The 17,487-nt window shown below is 64.7% G+C and carries 16 protein-coding genes; 9 read left to right on the top strand and 7 right to left on the bottom strand.

From position 1 onward, the window contains the following. The first annotated feature begins 5 nt into the window (after window positions 1–5). Both L8F45_RS10365 and L8F45_RS10360 read left to right on the top strand, forming a co-directional pair. Entirely contained in the window at window positions 6–848 is an 843-nt protein-coding gene (locus tag L8F45_RS10365; protein WP_342362790.1) for a SapC family protein, read from the top strand. After that, window positions 835–2,112, top strand: a complete 1,278-nt coding sequence (locus L8F45_RS10360; RefSeq protein WP_342362789.1) for a glycosyltransferase — start codon at window positions 835–837, stop codon at window positions 2,110–2,112. The genes L8F45_RS10365 and L8F45_RS10360 overlap by 14 nt, the downstream gene beginning before the upstream one ends. Here the strand turns inward: L8F45_RS10360 and L8F45_RS10355 are convergent. Together L8F45_RS10355 and L8F45_RS10350 are read right to left on the bottom strand one after the other, a co-directional pair. After that, on the bottom strand, window positions 2,103–4,556 hold the full coding sequence (locus tag L8F45_RS10355; protein ID WP_342362788.1) for a glycosyltransferase family 2 protein: 2,454 nt from the start codon (window positions 4,554–4,556) through the stop codon (window positions 2,103–2,105). The genes L8F45_RS10360 and L8F45_RS10355 overlap by 10 nt on opposite strands. Window positions 4,557–4,585: 29 nt before the next feature. Beyond that, window positions 4,586–5,239, bottom strand: coding sequence for a class I SAM-dependent methyltransferase (locus L8F45_RS10350; protein ID WP_342362787.1), 654 nt, complete (start codon window positions 5,237–5,239; stop codon window positions 4,586–4,588). 273 nt (window positions 5,240–5,512) lie between these two features. On the opposite strand from L8F45_RS10350, the gene L8F45_RS10345 reads away from it, so the two are divergent. Both L8F45_RS10345 and L8F45_RS10340 read left to right on the top strand, forming a co-directional pair. Then, complete coding sequence (locus tag L8F45_RS10345) at window positions 5,513–7,246, top strand: type I secretion system permease/ATPase (protein WP_342362786.1); 1,734 nt, start codon at window positions 5,513–5,515, stop codon at window positions 7,244–7,246. Next, window positions 7,243–8,595 carry an HlyD family type I secretion periplasmic adaptor subunit gene (locus L8F45_RS10340; protein WP_342362785.1) on the top strand — a complete coding sequence of 451 codons (1,353 nt, stop codon included), beginning with the start codon at window positions 7,243–7,245 and terminating at the stop codon, window positions 8,593–8,595. Before L8F45_RS10345 ends, L8F45_RS10340 begins: the two co-directional genes overlap by 4 nt. A gap of 6 nt (window positions 8,596–8,601) precedes the next feature. On the opposite strand, the gene L8F45_RS10335 is transcribed toward L8F45_RS10340, so the two are convergent. The 3 genes from L8F45_RS10335 to L8F45_RS10325 form a co-directional block, all read right to left on the bottom strand. Next, window positions 8,602–9,024 (bottom strand): hypothetical protein, encoded by a 423-nt coding sequence (locus tag L8F45_RS10335; RefSeq protein WP_342362784.1) that lies wholly within the window; start codon window positions 9,022–9,024, stop codon window positions 8,602–8,604. A 166-nt stretch (window positions 9,025–9,190) separates the two neighbouring features. After that, window positions 9,191–9,637 carry a hypothetical protein gene (locus L8F45_RS10330; RefSeq protein ID WP_342362783.1) on the bottom strand — a complete coding sequence of 149 codons (447 nt, stop codon included), beginning with the start codon at window positions 9,635–9,637 and terminating at the stop codon, window positions 9,191–9,193. 179 nt (window positions 9,638–9,816) lie between these two features. Beyond that, window positions 9,817–10,518 carry an SDR family NAD(P)-dependent oxidoreductase gene (locus L8F45_RS10325; protein WP_342362782.1) on the bottom strand — a complete coding sequence of 234 codons (702 nt, stop codon included), beginning with the start codon at window positions 10,516–10,518 and terminating at the stop codon, window positions 9,817–9,819. A gap of 166 nt (window positions 10,519–10,684) precedes the next feature. Here L8F45_RS10325 and L8F45_RS10320 point away from each other — a divergent pair, with 166 nt between their 5' ends. Next, the gene (locus tag L8F45_RS10320; RefSeq protein WP_342362781.1) at window positions 10,685–11,992 is read left to right on the top strand and encodes a hypothetical protein; all 1,308 of its coding nucleotides are present in this window, start codon (window positions 10,685–10,687) and stop codon (window positions 11,990–11,992) included. A 266-nt stretch (window positions 11,993–12,258) separates the two neighbouring features. On the opposite strand, the gene L8F45_RS10315 is transcribed toward L8F45_RS10320, so the two are convergent. Beyond that, complete coding sequence (locus L8F45_RS10315; RefSeq protein ID WP_342362780.1) at window positions 12,259–12,552, bottom strand: hypothetical protein; 294 nt, start codon at window positions 12,550–12,552, stop codon at window positions 12,259–12,261. A gap of 170 nt (window positions 12,553–12,722) precedes the next feature. Beyond that, window positions 12,723–12,989, bottom strand: coding sequence for a hypothetical protein (locus L8F45_RS10310; RefSeq protein ID WP_342362779.1), 267 nt, complete (start codon window positions 12,987–12,989; stop codon window positions 12,723–12,725). Between the two features lie 235 nt (window positions 12,990–13,224). Between L8F45_RS10310 and L8F45_RS10305 the strand changes: the two genes are divergently transcribed. The 4 genes from L8F45_RS10305 (at window position 13,225) to L8F45_RS10290 (ending at window position 17,477) form a co-directional block, all read left to right on the top strand. Beyond that, window positions 13,225–14,346 (top strand): oxidoreductase, encoded by a 1,122-nt coding sequence (locus L8F45_RS10305; protein ID WP_342362778.1) that lies wholly within the window; start codon window positions 13,225–13,227, stop codon window positions 14,344–14,346. A 166-nt stretch (window positions 14,347–14,512) separates the two neighbouring features. Then, a complete protein-coding gene (locus L8F45_RS10300; RefSeq protein ID WP_342362777.1) occupies window positions 14,513–15,703 on the top strand; it encodes an NADH-quinone oxidoreductase subunit D in 1,191 nt (396 codons plus the stop codon). 48 nt (window positions 15,704–15,751) lie between these two features. Beyond that, window positions 15,752–16,054 (top strand): hypothetical protein, encoded by a 303-nt coding sequence (locus L8F45_RS10295; RefSeq protein ID WP_342362776.1) that lies wholly within the window; start codon window positions 15,752–15,754, stop codon window positions 16,052–16,054. Between the two features lie 133 nt (window positions 16,055–16,187). Beyond that, entirely contained in the window at window positions 16,188–17,477 is a 1,290-nt protein-coding gene (locus L8F45_RS10290) for an MFS transporter (protein WP_342362775.1), read from the top strand. Window positions 17,478–17,487: the final 10 nt, after the last annotated feature.

Raw genomic sequence — 17,487 nt, 5'->3', positions numbered from 1 at the left:
CGGCGATGCAGGAGATGCGCTTCCTCCCGGTCGATGAGAGCGTTGTCACGCGATGGACGCGTCTTGAGCGCTTCGACTTCCTGCATCGACTGCGCACGGCGCCGGTCGCAGACACCGAATTGCTGCATCTCTCGCACTACTGCCCGATCATCATCATGCTTGCTGAAGAGGGGCCGCGCGTCGCAGCATTGCTCGACCCCGCGATGCTGCAATCGAATCCGGTCGGCAAGGACGGCCGATGGCTTCGCCCCTACGCGCCGATCGCCTTGCGCAATCTTCCTTTCTGGCCCGGCGCTCGTCGCGCCGGGATCGAGGTGGCGCCCGAGCTCGTCGGCGCGTCCGCCGACGATGGCTTCCCGGTGCGCGATCGGGAAGGGCGCGCGTCCGAACAATACGCTGCGGTCGTCACATGGATCGAGCGCCTCCAGCAGGGCATGCGCCGCTTGAGCGAAGCGGCGAAATTGCTCATCGCCGCCGACGTTCTTGCGCCGCTCGGAAGGCTTCAGCCGGGCATGCTGAACGCCGAGGAGACCGGATATTTCACGGTGAGCCCTGATCGGCTGAATGCGCTCGCGGCGGATCGCGCGGCGGCGCTGTCGGCCGATAGATGTCTTCCGCTCGATCTCGCCGCAGCCTGCCTGTTTTCGCGGCGGCTGCTCGCGCGATCGGTCTCGCTGATCGCGCGCGAGCCGACATCTTCGGGAGCGCCGCGCGAGAACTATTCCGAGTTTGTCGAGCCGCTCGACCTGCATGTCCGGCTCGATTCCAGCCCGCTCTTTTCCTTCGAGATTTTCGAATCCCGGGCGGCCGCCGGCGATTCAAGAACGGACGCTCATGCCGACGCTTGATGTGCTCTTCGTGCATAACAATTTTCCGGCGCAGTTCGGAAATCTCGCGCGCTTTCTCGCGGGGCAGAAAAATGTCCGCGTGCGCGCCATTTCGATGCGCGGGAGTGGCGCGATCGCACGCGTCGAAACGCAGCGCTACAATGTGATGTCAGGCGACAAGACCACTCATGCCTTCGCCCGGCGCTTCGATCACGAATGTCGTCGCGCCGAGCAGGTGATCTACGCCGCCAGCGCGCTGAAGATGCAGGGGTTCGATCCCGCGCTCATCTATGTCCATCCCGGCTGGGGCGAGGCGCTGCCTTTGCGTTCGCTCTTTCCTAAGGCGACTTTGATCGTTTATGCCGAGTTCTATTATCGCGCTCGCGGCGCCGATGTCGGATTCGATCCTGAATTCGAACAGTTCGGCGTCGATGGTGAAACGCGAGTCGCGCTGCGCAATGCTTCGACCTTGTTAGCGCTCGCCGACGCCGACAGCGCGATGGCGCCGACGCAATGGCAGAGAAACATGTTTCCCCCGGAGTTCCAGTCGAAGATCCGCGTCGTCCATGACGGCGTCGACACCGACGCGCTGAAGCCTGACGATGAGGCGCTGCTTGGGTCGAGCAGCGAGATCGTCACCTATGTCGCGCGCAATCTCGAACCCTATCGCGGATTTCACTCCTTTATGCGCGCGCTGCCTTATGTGCTGAAGGCGCGGCCGAACGCCCATGTTCATATCGTTGGCGGTGATCAGGTCTCATATGGCAACCCGCCGCGCAATCATGGCAACTGGCGCGAGGCGATGCTGGCCGAAGTCGGGTCGCGCCTTGATCTCTCGCGCGTGCATTTCACGGGGTCGCTCGCCTATGACGCCTATCTCGCGTTGCTCAGGCGCTCGCGCGTCCATGTCTATCTGACCTATCCCTTCGTTCTCTCCTGGTCGCTTCTGGAAGCGATGGCTCTGGGGCTTCCGATTGTGGGTTCTGACACGCCGCCGGTGCGGGAAGTGATCGAGGATGGCGTCAATGGCGTGCTCGCGCCTTTCTCGGAGCCTACGGCGATCGCTGAGCGCATCATCGAGGCGCTGGCCCAGCCGGCGCGATTCGTGAAGCATCGTCATGCGGCGCGGCGCACCATCGTCGAGCGTTACGACCTCAATCGTGTCGTGCTGCCGGCGCAGCGCGAATGGATAGAGGAGCGCCTGGGTCGGGCCTTCGAGAGCGAAGCGGCCGAGCGCCAATCGCCTCGCGCATCAGCGAACACGCTGGCCGCGCTTCACGCCTGATCGGGCGAAAGCCACCTCGCGAGAGCCGAAGCGATCTGAGCAGGCGCGCCATTCCCTGGCAGGCTGAGGCCGTGCGGATAAGCGGTCTCGTCGCCATGCGCGTCGAACGCCGCGACGCGAAGGCCGGCGTCGCGCCAGAGCGAGAAGCGGGGATCAAGCACGCCCCAGCGTCGGTTGGCGAAGAGAAGCGCGCTTGCGCCGGCGCGCTCAAGCCAACGCGGTAATTCAGGATCGGGAATGGCGCCGCCGACATGGATCGCGTCCGGCAGGGGGGACGAGTCGCGGCTCCAGACTCCCGCGAGAATGATCGTGGGGACGGCTCCCGCGTTTCGCGACGCGGCCAGCGTGCGCAAGAGCGCGTCATCGTCGCGCTCGCTCTGCATGCCGATGATCGCAAGCGCGCCGCCCAGCGGCGTTAGGCGCGGCGGTCGATACTCGGGAAGCGCTGGCAGGATGAGGCTCAGCGATGCGGGAGCCTGATGAGCGCGACGCGCCCCACGATCGCCGCGCCGCATCGCAAAATTTGAGGGCTGCGCCGGCTGGGTCGCGATTTCGGCGCGCGTGCCGCTGTCTGCTTGTGAGTTGGCTTCGAAAGTAAGCGCGGAGAAGATTCGCACGTCGCATCGCAGCCTCGCCAACACGCGCGTGAGTTCGCTCGATGCGCGTTCCGCTTCAAACGCAAATGCCGATCGAAGGGTCAGTTCGGAAAAATTTTCCGTCAGCTCGTCTGCGAGCGCATTCGTGACGTCGCAGCGCCAGGCGATGTTCTGCGGAAAGCTGTCGCCGCTGAACGTGATGCGCATGTCCGACGCGCTTCTCTCCACATGCAAAGTCACAAGCTCGGGATAATCGCGGCGCAGCCCATCGGCGATGGCGCGGGCGAGCGCTTGCGGCGTCTCCGCCGGCAGGATGAGCAGATCAACCGCGCGCGCTCTGCGCAACCGCTCCCATTCTATCCGCGCGACCGGCTCGCTGAGGGGATCGGCCCGTTCGAATGATCGCGCCCTGGCGAGATAGGTGGGGTGTCTTGCGCTGAGACGGCGCAGGTTTCGCGTGACGAGCGCGCGCTTGTCCTTGCCGAAGGACCGGCCGCCATGATGGCCGACATAAACATCTGTCGCGCAGACATTACGGTATCCCGCTCCCGCGATGGCGAGGCAGAATTCGACGTCCTCATAATATCCGCGACCATAGGCGTGCGGCAGCAGGCCGACGCGATCGAGCGCCTCGCCCTTGATGAAGAGACAGAAGCCGACGCCGTTGGGCATGTCGACCGCGCGTCCGCCATTGACGCGCGCTGCTATCGTGTTCAGCCCGGCGATCTCTGTGGCTGGCGGCAACGGGTTCGCGCGGAAGCGCCGGGGAAAGCTCGTATCCTCGCCATTGTTGGAGAGCGGAGTCGCCGTGCCGATGTCGGCGTGCGCAGCGAAGTGGCGGATGAGTCCGTCGATCGCGCCAGGCGGAAGAACGACGTCGGCGTTGAGCAGCAGCGCATCCTGTTCTGGCGCGCGCAACGCCAGCGCGCGATTGACGCTGGCGGCGAAACCCATATTGACGGCGTTGCGCAGAAGCTCAATCCACCCTTCGGCCGCGAGCGCGTCGAGATCGGCGGAAATCGCGGCGTCGGGCGAGGCGTCATCGATCGCGATGATGCGGCAGGGCCGCTCGGGCGGCGCGGCGAGCAGGCTCGCGAAGCAGGCCTGAGTGGCCTCGCGGTCGTCATAGACCGGAATGATGATCAGCAACTCATCCGCAAGCGCTGACGCAGCGCTTTTGCGCGCCATGATCTTCGGCGGCGCAAAGACTACGGAGGCGGGCTCGAACAGCGCGCGCATATCAGGAGCGGCGAGCGCCGCCGCCAGCGCGCCGGGCGGCGTTTCGTAGGCGACGCGCGCGCTGCGACTGAAACCCGGGGGTGGCGCGCTGTTGTCCGCGCGCGCGAGAACCTGCCTGTCCCCGACATCGGTCCGCAGCGTCAGCGTGATTTCGCGCGGCCCGTTCCAGGCGATGCGCGCCGCCAGCCGTTGCTTCGACGCTTCAAGCGTTCCGACGCAGGAATATCCCTCGCGCGCGAGCGTCGCGAAGGCCTTGCGGCGGTCGTTTTCGTCGGCCGCGCCGAGCATACGCCGCGCCGCGGCGCGGCGCTCTTCGGCGATCGGCGCGCTAAGCAGAACGCGATTGACGGCCGGCTCATGCGGATCGATTTCTGCGGCGGCGCGCAGATCGGCCTGCGCGGCCTCATGATCGCGTTGCAGCGCAAGCACGGCGGAGCGCAGGAGATAGGCGTCGACAAGCGTTGAGCCGGCGCTCGCGCGGCAGAGCCTGTCCGCCCACAGCCAGGCGGCGTCGAGTTCGCCAGCGCGCATCGCACGCATCGCCCGCGCCGCCCATTCGCGACGCGACGATCCGGCGCCGGCCGGGGCGCTTTGCGGGGCCGGCTGCATCTCCATCTCTGCCGCTCTGAATCCGTCTGTCAGGAGTCGAAGCGAAGGCCGTTGCGCGCGAGCTGATCGAGGCGCCCGTCGACATCGGCGTCTTCCGCGAACGCCACGGCCCAGAGATCGAAATTCGTCGCCCGCTTTGTGCGCGCCTCGCTGAAGCCGGCTTCCATCAGCGTTCGTCCCATGCGCTCGTCGGTGAATCCGGTGCGGTGCGCCATGTAGGAGCTGCCCGCAGCGATCGAGGGCCGATGGCCATAAAGCATGTCGAGCGGCGTGATTGGCCCCGCCGGCGATTCGTAGGCGACGTGCTCAAGACCGTTGCGCAGCAAGCTTTCCGCCACCGCTTCGAGATCGGGACAGCGCAGGAGAAGGAATCCTTCAGCGCTCAGCACGCGACGGAATTCGGCGAAGGCGGCGGTGACTTCGTGGTCGTAGAGATGTTCGATCGTATGCGACGACCAGACCGCGTCGACCGCGCCGGTCCCGACGACGTCCGTCATATCGACTGTTGAGCAAACGATGTCGGGCTTCACCCGCTCGTCGATGTCGAGCCTGATCTCATGCCAGTCGGAATCGCGAAACGCGGCGTGGAGACGATGCGCGGACTGATGGCCGCAACCCACATGCAGCACGCGGCGGCGGGCCACGCGGGCATGCGGAATCGCAATCGGCAAGACATTCGACAACGACGTCTCCCATCCCGGTCTGTTGCGTCTCACTTGAGCCAGCCGCAGCGCGGCATGTCGTCCGTCAATCCGCGCCTTGGTTATTTTTTTCACGCCAGACAGCGTCGTTCTTTTGCTTTCCCGCCATTCGCGTCGCGTATTTGGACTCTGAGCAATTTGAAGAAAATTGACGCGCTGATTTGTCGCTTATTGCAGGCAATATGGTTTCCGGCCATCAACCAATTCCTTTTCAACCCGCTGCGCGAGACGGTCGCGCTGTTATGCTGCGCCGCAATGATCCTGAAAAACGACTCCATCCTCTGGCAAGAGGTTCGGCGATTCTCGCCCGCGATCGGCAGCCTCGCCCTCTTTTCCTTCATTCTGGCGCTTATGTATCTAGTGCCGTCGATCTACATGCATCAGCTCTTCGAGCGGGTGTTCCAGAGCCGCAGCCAGGAGACGCTGTTTTTCCTCGCCGGAATTGTGCTCTTCCTCTGCGCGATATGGACGGCGCTTGAGATCATCCGCATCAGGACGTTGCAGCGCATGAGCTTCGCGCTCGACGAACGCATCAGCAAACGCGTGTTTGAGGCGCTGAACCGCCAGACGGATTCGCTTCCGGCGGCCTCGCGGAACGCCGTCATGCAGGATCTGCAGACGATCCGCGAATTCTTTTCGGGAACGATGCTGACGCAAGGACTCGATTTCATCTGGGTGCCGGTCATTCTGGCGGCGACCTATCTCTATCACCCGCTGCTCGGACTGACGCTGACGGTGCTGACCATGATCGTCGTCGTTCTCGCGCTGACCGATCAGATGTTGGTGCGGGACGACACCAAGCGCGCACTGCTGAGCGGCGCCCGCGCCGCGGAATTCGGCCGCGCGGTTATCAGCAGCGCCGAACCCGCGCGGGTGATGGGCATGCTGCCGGCGCTCGCGGAGGTCTGGCGCAGCGGGCAGCGGAATTCGCTTGGTTGGCAGGCCCAGGCTGTCCGGCGCGGCGGTCTGGTGACCGACCTCATCAAATTCTCGCGCCATGTCTACTCGCCGATCATGCTGACCGTCGGCACGCTGCTTTATCTCAATGAGGCGGTGGGCGCCGGCGTCATCTTCGCCGCGTCGATCCTGACGAGCCGCGCCATCTATCCCGTCGACAATATGGCGTCGAACTGGCGTCAGTTCTGGAATTTCCGCATGGCGGCGTCGCGCGTCGAGGTGCTGCTTCAAGAATCCGAGAAGCGCATCAGCAAGGTCAATCTGCCGACGCCGGACGGCCCGCTCGTTGTGTCGCGCATGTTCGCAGCTCCTCGCAACAGGGATCAGCCTGTTCTCAATGACATTTCATTCTCGCTGTCGCCCGGCGAGGCGTTGGGAGTCGTCGGAGCCAGCGGCGCCGGCAAATCGTCGCTGGCCCGCGTGCTCGTCGGCGCCTGGCCTGTTCAAAAGGGAAGCGTGGGCATTGACGGCAATGATCTCGCGCACTGGGATCAGGATCAGCTCGGCCGTCATATCGGCTATGTGCCGCAGGACGTGGAGCTGTTGCCTGGCACCGTCGCCGACAATATCGCGCGTTTCGACGCAGCCAGCGAGGAGCGCGACGCCGCGCTGCTGGAGGCGACCCGCGCCGCCGGCGTGCAGGACATCATCCAGCGGCTTCCCGACGGCCTCAACACGAAGCTCGGGCCCGACGGCCACACCCTTTCTGGCGGACAGCGTCAACGCATCGCGCTCGCGCGCGCGGTGTATGGAAATCCGAAGCTTCTGGTGCTCGATGAACCCAACTCCAATCTTGATGCGATCGGCGAGGAAAGTCTTGGCCGCACGATCAGCGCGCTGCGCGAGCGCGGGACGATGATCGTGATCGTCACGCACCGCACCAACATCCTCGCCTGCTGTGATCGCGTGCTGGTGATGAACGCCGGCACCGTGCATGCGTTTGGTCGCCGCGAGCAGATTCTCGAGCGCCTGTCTTCGCTCACGCCGCAGAAACAGCTTCCCGCGGGAAGCGCAGCGTCGCTCGCCGCATGAGCGTCGCCAAGGTGACGGCCAGCGAGGCGCTGGGGCTCGGCGCGCTCGATCTGGCGCCGCAACCCTCCGCGAACTGGAAGGCGACATTGCGCGCCGGACATTTCGTGATTTTCGGATTGCTTGGCGGCTTCGCGCTCTGGGCGTCTGCGGCGCGTCTCGACGGAGCCGCCGTCGCGGGCGGCGTGGTCGAGGCGCAATCGAACCGCAAGACCGTGCAGCATCTTGAGGGTGGGATCGTCAAGGATTTGCTCGTCCGCAATGGCGAGCAGGTTGCGCAGGATCAGTTGCTGATCCGGCTTGATCCCGTGCGCTTCGAGGCGCAGGCCGATCTCTATCGCAATCAGCTTGCGATGCTGCTGGCGCAGGAAACGCGCCTGATGGCGGAGTACGAGATGCGTCCGACGCTCGTGCTGCCGGAGGAGGTGATCGCGCGCGCGAGCAATCCGTCGGTCGCGCCTGTCGTCGCCGATCAGACGCGTTTGTTCCAGAGCAGGCGGGACGAGCTTGTGCGCAACATCCAGGTCGCGCAGTCCGGCATCGATCAGACCGCAAAAGATCTCGAGCAGAACCGCATCGACACGGCGACGGCGACGGCGACGCTCGCCAGCGTATCGCAGGAGCTGGATTCGGTGTGGCCGCTCTATCAGCGCCAGCTCGTCGCCACGAGCCGCGTCACGCCGCTGGAGCGGGAGAAGCTGCGGCTCCAGGGCGTGATCGACGGCGGCAAGATTCAGGCGGTGAAGCTTGGCGAACGCCTGACCGAGCTTGAGCTCAGAAAGAAGCAGGTCAGGCAGGATTACGAGAAGGACGCTTCGACCGCGCTCATCGATATCAGGAAGATGATCTCCGACGCGCGCCAGCAGATCGTGCTGGCGGAGGACGCGCAGAAGCGCTCCGAAATTCGCGCGCCGATCGCGGGCGTCGTCCAGCAGTTGAAGATTTTCACGGTCGGCGGCGTGATCCGGCCGGGCGAGCCGATCCTCGACATCGCGCCCGTCAATGACGAACTCGTGGTGCGCGCGCAGGTCCAGCCTGACGATGTCGATCGGGTGACGGCGGATATGGGCGCCGAGCTCAAATTCCCCGCGTTCAATTACTGGGGAGAGAAGGCGATCCGCGGCAAGGTGCGTAGCATCTCGCGCGACCGCATCATCGAGAATGAGGGCAAGTCGATCTATTTCGCCGCCGAGGTGGTGGTCGACAAATCGACGCTTCCGCCAGACATTCGCGACCGGCTGCTGGCGGGCATGACGGCGAATGTCATCATTCTGACCGGCCGCCGCACGGTCGCCGATTATCTCGTCAGGCCGCTGGTCGAGCGGTTCGAGAAGAGCATGCGCGAGCGATAAGGCGCGTTATTTCGCGATCTGACTCGGCGGCTGTCTCAGCGGGATAATGCGCGCGGTGAAGCCCGGGCTGCCTGCAGGCGCCGGGACTTGCGGACGCGACGCCGCGAATGACGGCTGAACGACCGGCGCCGCGGCGTCCGCGAGCGCATCGGTGATCGAGGTCTTGTCGGAACGCGCGTCGGCCATCTCCAGCCCGGCGTCCGTCAGCCAGGATTTCCAGCGCTCCGCGAGCGCCGCGGCGGCGGCCTGGATGGTTGGCTCGATCCCGGAGACGCGGCCCGTCATCGAGATGTTGGCGATCGACCAGCGATAGGCCTTCGGCGCCAGCATCGAAGCCTGCAAGGGCTGGACGGCGCCGATGCGCACCTTGCTGCTGAAAACGTCGAATGCGTCGGGCTGATTTGCCCGTTGCTTGATGGAAAACGCCACGCGGTCCTCCGCGAGCTGGTGATGTCGCCAAGCGCGCATGAGGTCCGAAAATGGGCGGCGCGCGCAACGCGCAGCGACGACGCGGCGTGAGAATTATGGGGACAACTCGCGGAATTCGGCGGGCTGTGGCGCGCCTGCCAAAGAAGATTTGAAGATCGTTCGGACTCTATTCCGCTGCGTCCGGAGCGCGTCTTGGCGCCTTGTCGACCGCCGCAGCCGCGCCGCCGCCGCGCAGGCGCAGATAGAGCGGGCGTCGATCGTTGGGCGGAAGCGCCGCGCTCGGCGCCGGCGTCGCCCCGAGAGGCTGCGCCTCGTTCCGGAATGGCCAACTCGGCAGCCGCTCATCCTGAATGAGAAGCTGTTCCTCCGGTACGAGCCGCGCGAGCGCCATCCATTGCTCCCAGGCGCCCGACATCGCAGCCTTGGCGCCTTCGAGATCGGGCGCCGACCCGGACACCCGTCCGCCGGTGACGATCGTGGTGATAGCCCAGATGAAGGCGGCCGGAGCGACTTTCGACTCCGCAATCGGCTCGATCACGCCGAGCCGGAAATCCCCGCAATAAGCATCAAATATGTCGGCCGCATCAGGGCGGACCCGGAACAAGAGACTCAACGCAACTCTCCCAAAGCTGTCCGCTCCGGAAACAGGCCGTCCGCCAAGCCGGCTCAAATGTAGGCTCTGTGAGGGAATTTAGCCAGAGAGGCGCCCGCTGGAGCGCCTGACATGGTTAGGCGAGCCGGCCAGCGTGGAGCAAGGTTTCCATAAATCCCAAGGGCTTGCTCCAGACTCCTTCAAAATGACTCGACCCAAGGCCGGAGGTCGATCTCGAACGCCCAAGCGCTCCGCGGCTGGCGCAGAACGTCGATATAGACCTGCGCGATTGCATCCGGCTCGAGCAGACTGTCCGGCTTGTCCGCAGGCGTTGGGCGCATGGCGCTGCGGATGCCGCCATCGATGACGAAGTGAGCGACATGGACGCCCTTCGGCCCGAGTTCGCGAGCCGCGCTTTGCGCCAGACCTCTCAGCGCGAACTTGCCCATGGCGAAGGCCGACGACTGCGGAAAGCCCTTCACGCCTGCCGTGGCGCCGGTTAGCAGGATCGCGCCATGGGAGCGCGCGACCATGCGGCGAGCGGCCTGTTGCGCCACCAGGAACGCGCCGAAGGACGTGATCGCGACCGCCTTCTGGACCTCTCCGGGATCGAGGTCGGTGAGAAAGCCGCGGACGCGGGAGCTGGCGTTGTAGACCACGATGTCGGGCTCTCCGAGCCTGGCGTCGGCCTGCTCGAACAGCGCCGCGACTTGTCCGGGGTCCGAGGCGTCGACGCTGAAGGTCTCGGCGCCAGTTTCTTTCGCCAGCGCGGCGAGCTTCTCCGCATTGCGGGCGGCAAGCCCGACCTTGACGCCAAGCGCGCTCAGCTTGCGCGCCAGCGAGGCGCTGAGGCCCGGTCCGACGCCAACGATCAGCGCCCTCTTGTAGGGGAGGTTTTCCATGTGAGCTCCATGTCGCGGCGCATCGCCGCCCGAGTTGCGGCGAGCCTATCACGCTGGCGCAGGCTCAGGCGTTCACCGGCTCGCGATCGCATGGCAGACCTGCGATTGAGCGGCGCGGCGGGATGCGGAACAATAAGAGGCGGCGTGCAGAATCGGGAGCAACGCCTTGGCGGCGACAAGAACCATCCTGGCGTGCGTGTTGCTGCCAGCGATCGCGCTTTGCAGCCTGACTCGCGCCGGGCAGCGCGCGCCCGTCAATACGCGCGCTGAATTCTTCAAATTCGACGCCGGCTATCGCGCGAAGATCGGCGTTCTGCGCAAGAAGATCGACGCCCTGCAGACGAATGTGCAGGCGCTTGAAGCAGAGGGCAAGCCCGCGCGCTGCGCCGCGCAGATGCTGACGGAATTGCGCTGGCGCGCCGCGAACACCGCGGACTTCATTGGCGTCGAACGTCAGGCTGTCACGCTTGTCGATGAGATCGCGCGCCGACGATCAGGCGAGGCGGATCGCGTCGACGCGCAGGATGCTTCAGACGGCGCATGGGGCCGCTGCTACACCGAATGGTTCCTGCGGCTCGACGCGTCCTACGACGCGATCTCCGAACTCGGGCAAAAGCCACCTGCATCGCGCGCGGCGTTCCTCGATCGCGTCAACGATCCCGATGCGCTCGAAGCCGCGCTTCGCCGCGGCTTCGTGTCGAATATCGCCGCGGACGGGATCAATCGCCGGCGCGAATACAACACGCTGATCAGCGACGTGATGCGTCTCGTGCTCGCGGATCGGCCGATCGGTTATGCCTGGAAGACAGGCGTCAAGCAGCGCATGCTTGCGTTGATCCACGGCGATCTGCGCAATCCTGAAACAGGCATGTGGGGCGTCAGGCATGTCATCAATGGCGCGCCCGTTTACGCCGATGACATCAGCATCACCTTTCACATCGTCAAATATCTCAACGGCGCGATTTCGGACTGGCCGAAGCTGATCGATGGATTGATCGCCATCCGCGATCTTCCCTATCCGCAGGGGTGGCGGCAGGAGGACCGCTATCTCAATCACGATATCTACGATGTCGCGACCCTGTTCCGCATGGGCTGGCGGCATGCGTCCGAAGCGCAGCGCGCGGCGATCAGGCGCGAAGTGAAGGCGCTGCTCGAGTGGAGTCTCGCGACGACGATCAGGAGCGACGGATCGGTCGTGCTCGATCGCAACGATGATTCAATCGAAACAGCGTACTACTTCGCGATCGGTTTTCTCGATGAGGTCGGATATTTCGATCCGCGCAAGCGATTTTGGACGGATGAACGTTTTCCCGCGGGGCCGGCCCTCGCCAACGCGATGCGCGCGAAAATCGAGGCGGCGTTGAAGAATGGCGCCGGCGGCGAAGGCGGCGTCTATTATCGCTCGGCGTTGCAACGGCTCGCCGCTGCGGAACAACCGGGCGCCGTTCCCAACACAACGACGACGCCCGACTGAGATTAGGGTCTGTATTCATTCTCGAAGAGCTCAGCGCGCGAGTCGAAAAGCGCACAGGGCGGGTTTTGCGGCCGAAGGCCGTGGTTATTCCGCGGTCGAGGACGCGAGGCCCGATCCCGGCGCTTTCGCCGCGTTGCTCAAGGGCCGCCGATGGCGGCGGACACGTCGCTCGATGGTGGACAACACCATCTTCGCGCCGTCTCCTTGCCCTCCGCGGCCCTTGAGCGAACGCTGAGCCCTCCGAGAATGAATACAGACCCTAAAGCTCAGGGCGGCGTGATGAAGCGGACGGAATTCCAGCGGCAGTGATGCCAGCGATATTGCTCTTCGGTTTCCCCAAGCTTGCCGCGGCACCAACCGAAACGCTGCAATCGGACCTGCAGGTCGGCGCGCTTCTGACAGGCTTGCTGGGTCTCGAGGTCGGCGTCGTCGCCAAGACGGCAGATTTCGTCGACCTTCTTCCACAGGATCAGGCTGTCCTGCGCGCCGCCGAGTTCGTTCTGCGCCGCGACCGATGCGGTCATAGTCAGAAAAAGGGGCAGGGCGACAAGAGTTCGCATCGGTCGTGCAGGGGGAAGGCTCGCCCCAAGCTTGCGCGGCGACGGTTAGCGGAGCGTGAAGCGCGCCCGGGAACGAGTATCCTGAAAAGCGACGGCCCCGTCTTTTGGACGGGGCCGTCAAGTTAGAGTGGAGGCGCCCGCAGCTCCGCCGGCGCGTTCCGTTCAGATGATCAGCAAACGCGGACGTTGCGATAGCCGACGAAGTCGCCGAAGCGGTTGAAGACCGGGCGGCGCTCGATCGAGCAGGCGTAGACCGGCTGGGCCGCGGACGCCGCGATCGCGCCGAGCGCGAGGCCGCCGATGATGCCGGCCGCAATGGCGCCGCCGGCGTAGCCGCCATGGCGATACCAGCGGGCTTCGGCCGAGGTGGTGGAGGTCATGGTGGCGCCGGCGAGGGCGGCGGCAGCGATCGTGGCGGCGAGGGTCTTCCTGAACATGGCAGTCTCCTGTGAGGCGGGCCATCGAGCGCCCTGCCGATTGCGTTGTCGGACGTTGCGTCCGTCGATGGAGAGAACCTAAGCCGGCGCTCCTCCGGCCGCGGTGCGCCGGCGCACGGGGCCGAAAGCCGGTGTCTCCACGGGAACTGACGCTGGCTCCTTATGCGTCTGACGACGCGCCGCCTGCGCGCCCGGCGCTGTTCTGTCCCGGCGGGGAGTTTGCTAGCTCTTACGCATGCCTCATCTCTTCGATCCCCTCGACATCGGTCCCGTGCGCGTTCCCAACCGCATCGCGATCGCTCCCATGTGCCAGTATTCCGCCAATGACGGCTGCGTCAGCGACTGGCATCTCCAGCATTGGCCGATGCTCGCCATGTCCGGCGCCGGCCTCGTCGTCGTCGAAATGACGGACGTCGAGCGCATCGGCCGCATCGGCCATGGCTGCGTCGGTCTCTACTCCGACGCCAATGAGCGCGCCGCCCATCGCGTGCTGTCGGCCGCCAAGGCGGTCGCGCTGCCGGGCGTGAAGTTCGGCGTCCAGCTCGCCCATGCCGGCCGCAAATCGTCGGCGCAGCGCCCGTGGGAGGGTGGAAGCTGGCTTCGTCCCGATCAGGACCCCTGGCGCGCTATTGGTCCGTCGCCCATTCCGTTCGACGAGGGCTGGCCGACGCCGAAGGAGATGGACGAAGAGGACATCGCGCGCGTCATCGCGGCGTTCGGCGTCGCGACGAAAAGGGCCGTGCGCGCCGGCTTTGATGTCATCCAGCTTCACATGGCGCATGGCTATCTCATGCACGCCTTCTTCTCGCCTGTGACCAACCAGCGGAAAGACAAATGGGGCGATCCGCTGGCGTTTCCGCTGGCGGTCGCCGAGGCCGTCGCGAAAGAGACGCCTGCCCATATCGCCTGGGGCGCGCGCATCACCGGCCATGACTGGATCGAAGGCGGCGTCACCGTCGCCGACGCCATTGCGCTGACGAAAGGCCTCAAGGCGCGTGGCGCGTCCTTCGTCGACGTGTCGAGCGGCGGCGCGTCGCCGAAAGCGCGCATCGAGGTGGGGCCCGGCTATCAGGTGAAGTTCGCGACCGCAGTGAAGCAGGCGGTTCCCGATATCGTTGTCAGCGCCGTCGGCATGATCGTCGAGCCTGAGCAAGCCAACGCGATCATCACGTCGGGCGCGGCCGATCAGGCGGCGATCGCGCGCGCCGTGCTCGACAATCCGCGCTGGGGCTGGCACGCCGCGGAGAAGCTGGGCGTCGAGATCGCGCGTCCGCCGCAATATGCGCGCGTCGCGCCGAAGCTTTGGCCTGGCGCCGCGCTGGCGCGTCCCGAGAGCCGCGCGCTCGCTGCGCAATAGGCTTCCGCCGGACTTACTCAAGCGGCGATGCGCCGTTTTGAATTTGCGGGCGGGAAACATCGAAAGGCCTTGTCGGCGACAGCGCAGCGCCGCATTCGCCGCGCTTACTCCACATTGAATCCAAGGGGGACAGGCATCGCTTCGCAGCGTCACGCGAAGAGGCGACATGGTCCAGTCCGCGATCCGCGACTTCACGATCAATTTCGGCCCGCAACATCCGGCGGCGCATGGCGTGCTGCGCCTTGTGCTCGAACTCGATGGCGAAGTGGTCAATCGCATCGATCCGCATATTGGCCTTCTCCATCGTGGCACCGAAAAGCTGATCGAGAACAAGACCTATCTTCAGGCGCTGCCTTACTTCGATCGCCTGGACTACGTCGCGCCGATGAATCAGGAGCATTCATTCTGTCTTGCGGCGGAAAAGCTGCTCAGTCTTAGCGTTCCGAAACGCGGCCAGCTCATTCGCGTGCTTTATTCGGAAATCGGTCGACTGCTTTCTCACTTGCTCAATATCACCACGCAGGCGCTCGATGTCGGCGCGCTGACGCCACCGCTCTGGGGCTTCGAGGAGCGCGAGAAGCTGATGATCTTCTATGAGCGCGCTTCGGGCGCGCGCATGCCTGCGAATTATTTCCGGATCGGTGGCGTCCATCAGGACCTTCCGCCGGACCTGATCGACGATATCGAGGCGTTCTGCGATCCCTTCCTCGTCTTTTGCGATGATCTCGAAGAGCTTCTGACGGAGAACCGCATCTTCAAGCAGAGAAACGTCGATATTGGCGTTGTTTCTCTTGAGGATGCATGGGCGTGGGGATTTTCGGGCGTGATGACGCGCGGCTCCGGCGCCGCATGGGATCTCAGGAAATCGCAGCCTTATGAATGTTATGAGGAGATGGATTTCGATATCCCCGTTGGCAAGAACGGCGATTGCTACGACCGCTATCTCATCCGCATGGAGGAAATGCGCCAGTCTGTGCGCATCATGAGGCAGTGCATTGAAAAACTGCGCGCGCCGGAAGGGCAGGGCCCCTCCATCGCACAGGACCACAAGATCGTGCCGCCCAGCCGGCCGCAAATGAAGCGCTCGATGGAGGCGATGATCGAGCAGTTCAAGCTCTACACCGAAGGGCATCGTGTGCCCGCCGGCGAAGTCTATGCCGCCGTCGAAGCGCCGAAAGGCGAATTCGGCGTCTATCTCGTATCCGACGGGTCGAACCGTCCCTATCGCTGCAAGATACGCGCGCCATCCTTCGCGCATCTCCAGGCGATGGATTTCCTCGCGCGACGACACATGCTCGCTGACGTGTCGGCGATCATCGGATCGCTCGACATCGTCTTCGGCGAAATCGATCGATGAAGAATGCGCCGCCCGTCGCCGGCGGCTCTCAAGTCAAAGGAGATTGCCATGAAGCTGACGCCAACACGCATCGAACACACGCTGACCCAGTTTGACGCCCGCGTCGTCCCCGACAGCCATCCCGTGATGTCGCGCTTCACCGAGCTTTTCGGCGACCACACCTTTTTCATCAATGGCGACGGCCTCGCCATCGTCGAGCCGATGAGCTCGAAATCGGAAGACGGCAAGGCGGGACAAAAGGTAGGGCAAGTCGTCAAGCTCGCCCGCTGGCTCGACGAAAATCATACAAGCCTGGCGCCGCATGAGCGCGAGGCGACGCAAGTCGTCGTGTTGCTCGACAAGGCGGCCTGACGAAGACTTCCAGCCGGCGCCGCTGAAACGCGCCGGACCCTGCGTCCGCCGGGCCCAATCCTCACAGCTCTTTCCGGCGCGATCCTTGCCTGCGCTCCGTCGGCGCGCTTCTCTGGCGCGTCATCGGGGGCATATGCACGACATCGCATCATCGCAATCAGCTCAGGGCGTAGCGGGCCGCAAGGCGAGCTGGCGCACCATCATCGCGACCAGCATCGGCGCGGTCTTCGAGTGGTACGATCTCGCGATCTACGCGATGTTCGTCACGACCTTCTCGAAGCAATTTTTCCCGACCTCTGATCCCACCGTTTCGTTGCTGTTGAGTCTCGGAACCTTCGCCAGCGCGTGGCTCGTGCGCCCGCTTGGCGCGATCGTGATCGGCGGCTACGCCGATCGCGCCGGGCGCAAGCCGGCGATGGTGCTCTCGGCTGGCCTGATGATGCTCGGCACCGGCGTCACGGCGCTGCTGCCGACTTACGCGACGATCGGCATCGCTGCGCCCGTCATGCTCATCATCGCGCGGATGATTCAAGGTTTTTCCGCCGGCGGTGAATTCGGCAGCGCGACCGCATTGCTTGCGGAGCAGGACCCGAAGCGCAGCGGCTTCTACGCCAGCATTCAATGGGCGGCGTCGGGCTTCTCCGTCTTCATGGCTTCGCTGATCGCCTACATCGTCAATACGTCGCTCGCGCCCGATCAGGTGCTGGCCTGGGGTTGGCGTATTCCATTCGTGATTGGAATGATGATCGGGCCTGTCGCCTGGTACATCCGCCGCAAGGCTGAAGAGAGCCCTGAGTTCGCCGCAGCGAAGGAAGAAAACGCGCAGCCGCTGCGCGAGGTCGCGACCCATGACAAGTCGCGCATCCTGCTTGGCGCTGGCATCGTCGCCGCCGGCGCGGCCGGCAGCTTCATGAACCAGTACATGCCGACCTTCGCCAATACGAGCCTCGGGCTGTCGCCGTCACAGGCGCTGATCGGCACGCTGGTCGCGAGCAGCATCAACTCGATCGCGCCGATGATCTTCGGCCATCTCTCAGACAGGCTCGGCCGGATTCCGGTGATGGGCTTTTTCGCCGTGATCGGGCTGCTGATGACCTATCCGCTGTTTCTCTGGCTGGTGGGCGCGCCAACCCTGCCGAAGCTGATCGCGACGCAGGCCTTGCTCGCCTTCGTGCTCTACAGCGGCTACTTCGCCACCGCCCCGAGCCTCCTCTCGGAGCTCTTTCAGGTGCGGCGGCGAACCACGGGCATTTCGATCGCCTATGTGCTCGGCCAGCTCCTGTTTGGCGGCGTCACGCCGTTGATCGCCGGTTTCCTCGTCGCGCAAACCAAGGACCCGACCAGCCCGGGTCTCTATCTCACCGGCGTGATCATTCTCAGCATCCTGAGCCTGTGGGGCTGCCGCCGTCTCGGCGTGCGCTAGACTCGGGGCT

It is taken from the genome of Terrirubrum flagellatum, from assembly GCF_022059845.1.
Taxonomy (GTDB): domain Bacteria; phylum Pseudomonadota; class Alphaproteobacteria; order Rhizobiales; family Beijerinckiaceae; genus Terrirubrum; species Terrirubrum flagellatum.
This window is presented reverse-complemented; position numbering and strand designations above follow the sequence as displayed.

Bases quoted from the DNA above. Each gene is read 5' to 3' on its own strand.
- L8F45_RS10315 (WP_342362780.1), bottom strand. From the start codon at position 12,552: ATGCGAACTCTTGTCGCCCTGCCCCTTTTTCTGACTATGACCGCATCG.
- L8F45_RS10290 (WP_342362775.1), top strand. From the start codon at position 16,188: ATGCACGACATCGCATCATCGCAATCAGCTCAGGGCGTAGCGGGCCGC.
- L8F45_RS10365 (WP_342362790.1), top strand. From the start codon at position 6: ATGCAGGAGATGCGCTTCCTCCCGGTCGATGAGAGCGTTGTCACGCGA.
- L8F45_RS10300 (WP_342362777.1), top strand. From the start codon at position 14,513: ATGGTCCAGTCCGCGATCCGCGACTTCACGATCAATTTCGGCCCGCAA.
- L8F45_RS10345 (WP_342362786.1), top strand. From the start codon at position 5,513: ATGATCCTGAAAAACGACTCCATCCTCTGGCAAGAGGTTCGGCGATTC.
- L8F45_RS10325 (WP_342362782.1), bottom strand. From the start codon at position 10,518: ATGGAAAACCTCCCCTACAAGAGGGCGCTGATCGTTGGCGTCGGACCG.
- L8F45_RS10305 (WP_342362778.1), top strand. From the start codon at position 13,225: ATGCCTCATCTCTTCGATCCCCTCGACATCGGTCCCGTGCGCGTTCCC.
- L8F45_RS10360 (WP_342362789.1), top strand. From the start codon at position 835: ATGCCGACGCTTGATGTGCTCTTCGTGCATAACAATTTTCCGGCGCAG.
- L8F45_RS10295 (WP_342362776.1), top strand. From the start codon at position 15,752: ATGAAGCTGACGCCAACACGCATCGAACACACGCTGACCCAGTTTGAC.
- L8F45_RS10310 (WP_342362779.1), bottom strand. From the start codon at position 12,989: ATGTTCAGGAAGACCCTCGCCGCCACGATCGCTGCCGCCGCCCTCGCC.
- L8F45_RS10340 (WP_342362785.1), top strand. From the start codon at position 7,243: ATGAGCGTCGCCAAGGTGACGGCCAGCGAGGCGCTGGGGCTCGGCGCG.
- L8F45_RS10355 (WP_342362788.1), bottom strand. From the start codon at position 4,556: ATGCAGCCGGCCCCGCAAAGCGCCCCGGCCGGCGCCGGATCGTCGCGT.